Here is a 9,377-nt window from a genome sequence, read left to right on the forward strand (position 1 = left end):
TTTCTGCATCGTGTGTCACGATGAATCGTTGGTTAGAGACGCTAAGAGTTGTATTCAGCTACCCCACCCCTTCGCTGTCTGTCGATCAACAGAGCAAGGATTCAGGCACACTACCAGGCTGTCAACGAGATCTCGATCCCTGGTCTGACTCTAGCAGCCGAGTACGACGCCAACGGCGACGGCGACTACACCGACAGCGGTGACGTCACGCTCGGGAATTCCAGGAGTTGATCTTCACGTTCAGTATGATCAGACCACACAACACAGAGAGCGCCAGAAACGACGCGGAATCGGCTTTGTTCGGATCATTCACAGACAACAGTATGATAAGCACCAAATCAGCAGTGACTGACACGCGTACCGACCCACTCAGCGGTTTTGCCATCGATATCGACGGAAACACCAACGTGTTGACTGATGGCATCGCCGAATACGGTGCCGATGGAGATGACGAGGATACCCGAAACGGGAGGCACAATCCATGACCCTCGCAACTGTCGATCGATACGACCAAGAGCAGGTTTCGGCCATCGGCGACCGAGCGGTGGTGGTCGGTGGGAGTATGGCCGGACTTTGTGCGGCCCGAGTGCTCGCCGATGGATTCGACGAGGTGGTGATCATCGAGCGTGATTCGCTGCCCGACGAACCGGTTACACACGATGGAGTACCCCAATCGACCCATCCACACATCATGCAGGAAGCAGGGCGGGCTACTTTGGAGGACTTCTTTCCCGGCTTCGGCGAAAAACTCCTCTCGGAAGGCGGCCTGTTGATTGATGGCAGCACCGAGGTGAAGTCGTATGACGAGGGTGGATTCACCGCCAATCCGGAGAGTCGACTGCCGATGTACAGTTCGAGTCGGGCCCTCTTCGAATGGGTAGTGCGCTGGCACGTGACTCGAATCGAGAACGTCTCCCTTCGGGATGAATGCCAGTTCAGCGACTATCTCCTCGATAATAGTGAGACAGCTGTAACTGGCGTAGCGTTCCGCGATGAGCAGGGAGCGGAGACGACGCTCGCTGCCGACCTCGTTGTCGATGCCACCGGCCGGACGAGCCGGACGCCGCAGTGGCTAGAAGACCACGGCTACGAAGCACCGCCAGTCGATGAGGTAGAAGTCGATTTGACCTATAGCACAATTCAGATCGAGCGGCCGCCGGACGATCGGCGGCTGTTCTTTGACCTACCCAGTTCACCTCGTACGAGAGGGAGTGCCTTCATCCCTATCGAGGAGAACCGTTGGGAAGTGATTATGAGCGGTGTCCACGGTGACGCCGCCCCGGCGGACAAAGAGAAGTACGTCGAGTTCGCCGAGAGCCTTCCAGTAGACGAGTTGGGCGAGTTGGTAAAATCCCAATCGTGGGTTTCCGATGAGATCCACCAGTACCCGTTCCCGGCGAATCGCCGGCAACACTACGAACAGGTCGACGACTTCCCGGATGGGTTAGTCGTCACCGGTGATGCAATCGCTAGCTTCAATCCGATTTACGGACAGGGGATGGCGGTTGCCGCACTCGATGCACTGCTTCTCCATCATTGTCTTGCCGATGGCGGACGGGCGAATCTCGCTCCTCGCTTCTTCAAACGAGCGGCCGAAACCATCGACACTGTCTGGATGTTGGGTGTCGGGGCCGATTTCGATTTCCCGCAGACAACCGGCCCAAAGCCCTTCGGCACCGATCTGGTCAACCGGTATGTGGCACGTCTCACCCGTCAGGCTCATTCGGACAGAGTATTGAGCGAGGTCTTCGCCCGTGTACTTCGATTAGAGCAACCGCCCACGACGCTGTTTCGGCCCAACGTCGTCTGGCGCGTATTCCTTCCGTCGCCGCAGTCGTCATTGACCCGATATCTGACTCTGGCACGCCAACGAACGTCTTCAACAGCATCGATATCTCAGTCCCGCTCTCACTGACACCATCGATGATTTCACACGGAGACAGTTTCAGTAGTTCACAAAGCGGGTTAGATGAGTGGGCTGCTTGGTTGGTTGATGGATCCAGACCAAGCCAGCCAACGAACTCACGGAAGAGCAGGTGCTTAACTTTCTCGTCAACACTCTGAATGGAGAGGTCGATATCGAACTCGGCAAGAACGCCGATATCGACTCTGAGGACATCTGAGACGTCCTTGACGTACCGTCCCAGACGATGGTAGGAGGACCATTTATGGATCTCCCCGTTGACGAACTGTTATGTACGGGATCCTCACGAGCGACACCACGTTGGCTCGCACCAACGTCGGGGAATTCGTTCATTTCGTCGCTGACAACGTGAGCGGTCAACGTGGCACCCCACTCGATGGCGTCGTCAATGCCGTCGCTTGCTGGGGGAATACAGAGGCCGTTCGAGACGACCCAGACTGTGCCGCAATCACCACCCAAGGAACACGGGCGACACCCGAGACAGAGGGTCACCACTGGGGAACGGTCTGCCCGACAGACCCCGACTATCGTGCGGGACTCCTCAACCGAATCGAGACGGTCGGCAATGGTGGGGACGTCAGGCTCACCACACCCGGCTTTCCCGGTGGCGGGTTCTGTCGCTGTGGGCGCTGTGAGCGACAGTTCGAAACGAGCGAGTTCGACGACCGTGTCGCGTGGCGGACGGCAGTCATCACACGATTCATCAGAGAAGCGAAAGATCGGGTCGCAGGAGACCTTATCGTCACATTGTACCCGGATCCGTATCCCGGCAATCTCCGCGCCCGCGCCGGGATAGACCCACAAGCTCTTGAATCGGTGGCCGACGGCTTTCTTGTCCCACTCTGTAGTATCAGCTACGAGACGACGTACTGGGTCGAGTCGCTGGCCCGTGGCTTCGCTCACGAACTCGGTGATCTCGACATGCCACTCACGTTTCAGCTATCAGCGTCCGAAGCTGGAGTTGACCGTCTTGTTGATGTGACCCGTCAGATCGAATCGTATGCCGATGCAGTCGTCTACGGGACATACGAGGGTGATTTCGAGACTGTTCGAGAGGTCATCCATCGTCGCGGGACGGCTACACCACGGTCTCAGCCCGTCTGAACGTTCCCGAGGTCTCTTCGTCGCGTCACTGTTGATCGGCTTCTTCGAAAGCACTGATCGTCTGATCGGTTCCATTGAATCGCCATAGCAAAATGGAATTCACTGCCTGATCTCAGAACGTGTTCTGAAATCACTCTCAGTGGGCTGGTTTCCGATGCAAAGAGTCAGTGCTGAATCGCCCTTGACGATTTCGTCTCGGCTTGGATGATTGTGTGTGAAACCACTCAGCAACATCCGGCCAAACGTGTTCATGTGAACTGTTCGAAAACAATAGGCCGATATGTCCGGTAGGGTGTTCGATAGTGCTCACGTTGTCGGTGCCGATGACGGCATTGAATGGCTGTGACGCTTCGGAAGGGATGAGATGATCATCCTCTCCGGTAATCTGAAGCACGGGCATATCGATCTCCGTAATATCGACGTGTTCACCGTTGAGATAGAAATCATTCGTGAATAGCTTGTTATCCTGATATATATCCTCTACTAGTCGGATGTAGGTTTTGCCTGCTACGTCGATACCGTCCGAGAACCATCGCTCCATCCGAAGGAAATTCTTGACGAACTCTTCGTCGTCCAGATTCTCGTACAGCCGGATGTACTTGCCAACCGTGCTATCGACAGGATCCATCAGCGTGAAAATCACGTAGAGCAGTTCCGACGGCATATTTCCATATATACCGATCACGGTTTCGGGATCGTAGTAGGTCTCATCGCTCCACAATTCAAGCAACCCGCCAGTATCGTCGAGATAGAGAGGGCTGGCTATCAACCCGAGTGCGTTCACTTTCTCGGAGTGGAGTGCAGCATACATCGCTGTCATCGTCCCTCCCGTACAGTAGCCGAGGAGATTGATCGATTCCTCTCCCGAGCGCTTGCACACCTCGTCGACGCTATTGGCGATGTAGCGGTTGACGTAATCACTGAACGTCAGTCCCGCATCATACCGCGAGGGTTCGTTCCACTTGAGAAGGTACACGTCGTGACCGTCTTCCAATAGATGGCGAATAACGCTTCGCGCAGGTTGTAGATCGAGGATATACGATTTGTTGATGAGTGCAGCGATCACGAGAATCGGCACGTCGTCTTGCTTGTCTGTCTGCGGCTCGTAGTGGTGCAACTCCAGCATGTCCTCCGTAGAGACGACCTCACTCGGTGTCTGACCCACCTCAACGGTCGAAGCTTCGTCGAGTCGTTCTTTTGTAACCGAGAGCTTGTGGAGCGGTTCTGTGATTGTATCCACTATCTCGCACGAGCGGTTACGCATCGGTGCGACCGGATTGAGTGGGAAATTGGCAAGTGTTGACATTGGTGTCTGGATATTGCGAAATGGCCGGGTCGAATGGGATTCGTGTCGTTTGTGCTGATTCGGCGTCGATTCAGCGAATGGAGCGTCAATCCGCGAGCGAGGTCAGCTCCTCGACGTCGGGGATGGATTCGCTCGCGGCGGTAATCTGCTGCATGCGCTGTTCGTGTTTGTTCGTCGCGTAGTCGGTGAGTTCGGTCGGTGTGACGCCTTCGTCACCAGCACGCTCGTAGCTCGGAATCGCCGCCTGCACCAACGGCAAGAGATCACCGACGGTCTCCTCGATAACGGCTGGCTGTACGCGCTCAGTCTGGATGAGTTCCTTGAGCTTTGCCATCCCGAAGCCGACGTGGCGGCCTTCGTCGCTCCGGATATAGGTGAGGCCTTCAACGAGTCCCGGCAGATGGGGAAGATCAGGATGGGTATCCTCGTCGAATTGGAGTGTGAGGCCATAGTAGCCAGTTTGAGCGAGAATTCCCTCGACGGTCATATGGTAGTGTGAGTACGCTTTTGCGCGGTTCTCTGGAGTGTCATCGTCAAGCACCCGCGCCATCGCGCGGTCGTTGCGCTCGAAGAGTTCGTCGTACTCGTCCGAGAACCACCGCTCATCGGCTGGCGAGGAGTGTTCCTGGCCACGGTCGTCCTCCGCCGCGTGGATCACTTCACGCCAGTATCGATCGAAGAAGTCAGAGTGTTTGGCTTCCTCATAGAGTTGGGTCGTGATGAACAGTTGGTCCTCGAAGTCATCAAGCGCGACCGCCAGCGGCGAGAGGTCGGTCGTCACGGAATCCTCGCCCGCGCCGAACAGCGCGAGTGCGCGCTTGAGACTATCAAATTCCTCGTCGTCGAAGTCGCCGAGTGCCTCGCGGTCGGCTTCGAGATCGATGTCGTGGGGGTCCCAGTGTTTTTCGACGGCGTGACGGTAGTATCTGAACGTCTGTGCATCAGTATCGATTTGCATCGGTGCGTCAGTGGTCGCCATGACAGTTACGAGTAGACCCCGTAGGTGAACGAGTGTTGAGTCTAATTCGTTGTGGTGTTTATATATGCTGCTCGTCGAGAGCGACAGTATGTCGGATGAGCCGGTCCTGTGCGCGGCGAAGTCGTTCGGAGACTGACGGTGCGGACACGCCGAGTTCAGCCCCAATCTCCTCTAAGGAGCCAGTTCGCGGAATCGAGAAATAGCCCGCTTCGTGGGCAGCAAGCAGCGTTTCGCGCTGTTTTGGCGTGAGTCCATATTCGTTGTCGGTCTCGGGTGAGGCTTCGAATATCTGGTTGAGTCGAAACGTCATATCGTATGTCTCACAGGAATCGTGGAATTCGGCGAGTTCCTCACGGCCGGAAAATCGGATACGTGCTCGCCATCCCGTCGGCGTGATTATCGCGTTGATTGGGGCGGTATCCAATCGAACGAACTCAGTGTAGATGGCTGGCGGTTGTTCGGATAACTCCACGCGATAGAGACGACGATTCTGTGTCGTTCCGAGGACACTGTATGTCGCCACCGCCGTCTCGTCAAGCGCCGTTTCAAGTGTGTCGAATGTCTCACCTTTGGCCCAGAAAACGATCACCGGCCGGCTGCGCTCGGAGGTCAGAATATCGTCAATTTTGAGAGTTGAGTCCAGAGCAGTAGCAGCAATCGCTGTTAGCGGTAATCGCTCCGAGATCAAATCGAACTCGACAACGAGGGTCATTGGTATTCGAGAGAAGAGAGACTCTCTTCAGTAATAAAAGAGCCTACGTGGTGCGAGATGTTCGATTCAAACCTTCTCAACGATAGACCCAGCAAGGGCATAGAGTGGAAACCAGACTGATTATATGCTCGTCCGCGGTACGGTCGGCCAACCCGACAAAACCTATGGCACCTGATGTCGGCTAGTCCATTTGTCATGCATAGAGTGAGTGAAATTAAATTGTCAGGTTATTTTTCGCCATCCGCCGCGTAAACCACTCGGCAATAATGGTTAGACATTGTTGAAAATTGAATGTCTATGAAATGAAAGACAAAACCTAAATTACGTCAATGAGGAATACCGATTATGCCAGCAGATGCACCCGAATTCATTGATGAAGTCGCCGAATTGGACCCTGCATTTGGGGAACCATTCGACGCGGTGTACGAGGAGGTATTCTCAGATGGAGCACTGTCGGTGAAAACGAAACTGTTGATTATGATGGCTCTCGACGCGGGAAGATCACAGTCAGACGGCGTTGAGATCGTCGCACAACAGGCACGCGATGCTGGTGCAAGTGAGGAGGAGATACTGGAAACAATAGAAGTCGCCGCATTGGTGTGCGGTGTACAGGGACTAGCAACGGGAAGTTCAGCCCTGTCTGAAGACAGCTAGGCCGATTTGTTATATACAGCCCTTCCGTAATTTAGTCTTCTGGAACCATTTGATATAACTTGTGTACGAAAGCTGTTTGCCCAATTTCAATTGAATAGAACAAATCAAAATTATATTGTTTCTGTTTACTGAGCGGTTTGTTGCTCGTAGAACTCACGTCTGTCCGCAGAGTACAGTGTCTCGTACGCCGCAAGACCGACGAACAACACCACGAGAGCCGCGAGAGCGGCGACGGCAGGAATCCGCACCGCTACGCCGATGAGTATGCAGGCGATGACCGCCACAATCAATCGAGGGGTGCTGTAGGTCCCGTGGTCGTGGTAGCGCCATGCAGTATGGCCGAACAGGTAGAGGGCGCTGCCGCCACACAGCGCGACCGCAGCGATAATTCCAAGCGGCTCGTCGACGTGTGCGAGAGTCTGTTTGAGACCGAGGGCCACGAAGATGATGCCGCCGATTATCGAGAGATGGAGTACGCTGTACGAATCGCGTGCAAGCAGTGTGAGGTCGTGGCCACTTTCTTCGGCAAGTCGTTGTTCTGCGGCGAACACGACGTAATCGAAATAGAGCCACCAGAGCACCGCGATGAGGACGAACGCCAAGATGGCAGCAAGAACCACCAGCGGCCCGAGAGCGATCCCGCCCGTTCCGACACCGGACCCAATTGCCACAATCGATTCGCCGAGCGCGATGATGACGATGAGTCGGTAGCGTTCGACGAAGTGCTCGACGTTGACGCGAAAGCCCTCGACACCACGGACGAACACGATGCCGTAATCGATTGCGAGTGCGATGACCCAGAGTATCGCTTTGAGCGGCCCATCGAAGAAACTGGCGAGGACGAGCAGCGCCGGGCCACCCAAAAATCCGGGTGCGGCCCGGAGGACTGCATCGCGCGTTTCGGGCGGCGTGGCAGCCGCATAGAGCGCAATGTGTAGCAGCCGGACCACGAAGTAGGCAACAGCGAACAGCAATGCGGTGTCACCGAACGCACCGGGGACCGACAACGCAACGACGAGCATGGCCGCCATCGCGGTGAAGATTACCACCCGTTGCAACAGGTCCTCTTGGGGGGACACAGAACCCGTCAACCATGAGTACATGACCCACGCCCACCAGACCGCCGCGAGCAATGCTGCACCCTTCGCCACGCCAGCCCACGTGAGATGATGGACGAGAAAGCCGGTGACTTGCGTGAACGCGAAGACGAACACCAAATCGAAGAATAATTCTATTGTCGAAACGTCCTGTCCTTGCTCACTCGCGTTCTCGTTTGCGTCCGGTGTCGGTGTCGAGTCGGTTGTGCTCATGGTGGTTTCTTATACACAATGCAGAGCGTCAACTAAAACGCTCGGCGTACTCTCATTGTCTCTCGGCGGCAGATACCTTTTTATTCTGCTCACATGGTTTCCTCGTCACTGGCATCCACGAGTTCGTCGGCGACTGCATTCGTATTCCCGTTGATGATCTTATATCGTCAAGATATTCGGGGCCGTCGTGTCGGCTTAATCTGCCAGCCCACCGTTGATTCGGATGGTTTGCCCGGTGATCCAACCTGCCTCCTCAGTAGAGAGGAACGCCAGCAGTGGCACTACATCGCTCACTTTCGTTAGCCGGTTGCCGATGCTCATCGACTTATAGAGTTCAGTCGATTCTTCGGTTTCGTCGGGGTAGTAGAACGACGTGTCCGCTGGGCCGGGCGCAACCGTATTGACAGTGATGCCCCGGTCACCGATCTCCTTGGCGAGCATCTTCGTGAACTGTTCGGTCGCCGCCTTCGCGCCGGCATAGACCGAATACTGTCCCGTCATCACGCCTGTCAACGTCGTCGAGAAGTTGAGAATCCGACCGTCGTCGTTCATGTGTCGGGCGGCTTCGCGGAGATTGAAGAACGTGCCCTTCGTGTGGATATCGAACATCCTATCGTACTCGTCCTCACTCACCTCTTCAAGCGGCTTCTTCAGCATTACGCCAGAGGTGTTGATGAGGATGTCCAGTCGGCCGAACTCATCGATCACCTGCTGATACATCGCCTCCACGTCACCAACGTCCGTCACGTCAGCCTGAACGGTGGTGGCCGTGCTGTCGTGTTCTTCGATTGCATCGACAACGGCGTCGGCCTCATCCTCGCTGCTGTGGTAGTGGACGGCGACGCTCGCACCGAGCGCACCGAGCGCCTCAGCTGCATTGCTTCCCATTGCACCGGACCCGCCAGTGACGAGCGCGACGTCATCCTCAAGCGGCCGGTTACTCATCAGTTCTTGAACATCGCCTGCGATGTTCATCAATTCACCCGCTTGCTGGCCAGATTGGTTCTGAGCCATGTGCCTTCATCGACCGCTCAGGGAATAGTGATTCTCACTGCAATAAGCCGGAGATATTGCATCCTCTGCAACATTCGAGTCTAACAAGACACTCACTATATGATTTCGGGCGTTTGTTCTCCCAGAGACACTCCAGCAAACCTGTTAAAACGTTATCTATTTGGTTTTGGGAGTAAACGCTTCCTCTCCTACTACTGCTGCTTGCTCACCGTATGATTCGAATGTATCAACCGCCCATGAGAAGACTTCTTCGTCGCTGGTTTCGATGAGTGCCGGAAGCAATCCGTTGGTCGTGTCGCAAAGCGGTCTAGACTTCGGTAGCAACTGACTCCCCTCAGGAAGGGGTTGTCTCTGGTGACCAAACCGAGACCACC

General features: G+C 55.4%; 10 protein-coding genes and 1 pseudogene. 5 read left to right on the forward strand and 6 right to left on the reverse strand.

What is annotated here, in order from left to right; all coding sequences use genetic code 11:
• The first annotated feature begins 48 nt into the window (after positions 1–48).
• From C451_RS21815 to C451_RS04225, 4 genes are all read left to right on the forward strand, one after another.
• Positions 49–231: a hypothetical protein gene (locus C451_RS21815; RefSeq protein ID WP_152420403.1), complete on the forward strand. Its 183-nt coding sequence runs from the start codon at positions 49–51 to the stop codon at positions 229–231.
• Between the two features lie 113 nt (positions 232–344).
• Positions 345–485 (forward strand): hypothetical protein, encoded by a 141-nt coding sequence (locus C451_RS22525; protein ID WP_161605838.1) that lies wholly within the window; start codon positions 345–347, stop codon positions 483–485.
• Positions 482–1,915, forward strand: a complete 1,434-nt coding sequence (locus C451_RS04220; protein WP_007738050.1) for an NAD(P)/FAD-dependent oxidoreductase — start codon at positions 482–484, stop codon at positions 1,913–1,915. Before C451_RS22525 ends, C451_RS04220 begins: the two co-directional genes overlap by 4 nt.
• Before the next feature lie 279 nt (positions 1,916–2,194).
• Positions 2,195–3,028: a hypothetical protein gene (locus tag C451_RS04225; RefSeq protein ID WP_007738052.1), complete on the forward strand. Its 834-nt coding sequence runs from the start codon at positions 2,195–2,197 to the stop codon at positions 3,026–3,028.
• A 136-nt stretch (positions 3,029–3,164) separates the two neighbouring features.
• On the opposite strand, the gene C451_RS04230 is transcribed toward C451_RS04225, so the two are convergent.
• The 3 genes from C451_RS04230 to C451_RS04240 form a co-directional block, all read right to left on the reverse strand.
• Entirely contained in the window at positions 3,165–4,334 is a 1,170-nt protein-coding gene (locus C451_RS04230; RefSeq protein WP_241431178.1) for a PHA/PHB synthase family protein, read from the reverse strand.
• An 85-nt stretch (positions 4,335–4,419) separates the two neighbouring features.
• Positions 4,420–5,313 (reverse strand): ribonucleotide-diphosphate reductase subunit beta, encoded by an 894-nt coding sequence (locus C451_RS04235; protein ID WP_007738056.1) that lies wholly within the window; start codon positions 5,311–5,313, stop codon positions 4,420–4,422.
• Positions 5,314–5,371: 58 nt separating this feature from the next.
• The gene (locus C451_RS04240; protein ID WP_007738058.1) at positions 5,372–6,025 is read right to left on the reverse strand and encodes a helix-turn-helix domain-containing protein; all 654 of its coding nucleotides are present in this window, start codon (positions 6,023–6,025) and stop codon (positions 5,372–5,374) included.
• A gap of 345 nt (positions 6,026–6,370) precedes the next feature.
• Between C451_RS04240 and C451_RS04245 the strand changes: the two genes are divergently transcribed.
• The gene (locus C451_RS04245) at positions 6,371–6,679 is read left to right on the forward strand and encodes a carboxymuconolactone decarboxylase family protein (protein ID WP_007738059.1); all 309 of its coding nucleotides are present in this window, start codon (positions 6,371–6,373) and stop codon (positions 6,677–6,679) included.
• Positions 6,680–6,804: 125 nt separating this feature from the next.
• Here C451_RS04245 and C451_RS04250 read toward each other — a convergent pair whose 3' ends face one another.
• The 3 genes and pseudogenes from C451_RS04250 to C451_RS23260 all read right to left on the reverse strand — a co-directional run.
• Positions 6,805–7,989 carry a low temperature requirement protein A gene (locus tag C451_RS04250; RefSeq protein ID WP_049912889.1) on the reverse strand — a complete coding sequence of 395 codons (1,185 nt, stop codon included), beginning with the start codon at positions 7,987–7,989 and terminating at the stop codon, positions 6,805–6,807.
• A gap of 195 nt (positions 7,990–8,184) precedes the next feature.
• Complete coding sequence (locus tag C451_RS04255) at positions 8,185–9,003, reverse strand: SDR family oxidoreductase (RefSeq protein ID WP_007738063.1); 819 nt, start codon at positions 9,001–9,003, stop codon at positions 8,185–8,187.
• Positions 9,004–9,159: 156 nt separating this feature from the next.
• Positions 9,160–9,377: pseudogene (locus C451_RS23260) on the reverse strand (hypothetical protein); the annotation flags it as partial.

It is taken from the genome of Halococcus thailandensis JCM 13552, from assembly GCF_000336715.1.
In the GTDB taxonomy this organism is placed as follows: Archaea; Halobacteriota; Halobacteria; order Halobacteriales; family Halococcaceae; genus Halococcus; species Halococcus thailandensis.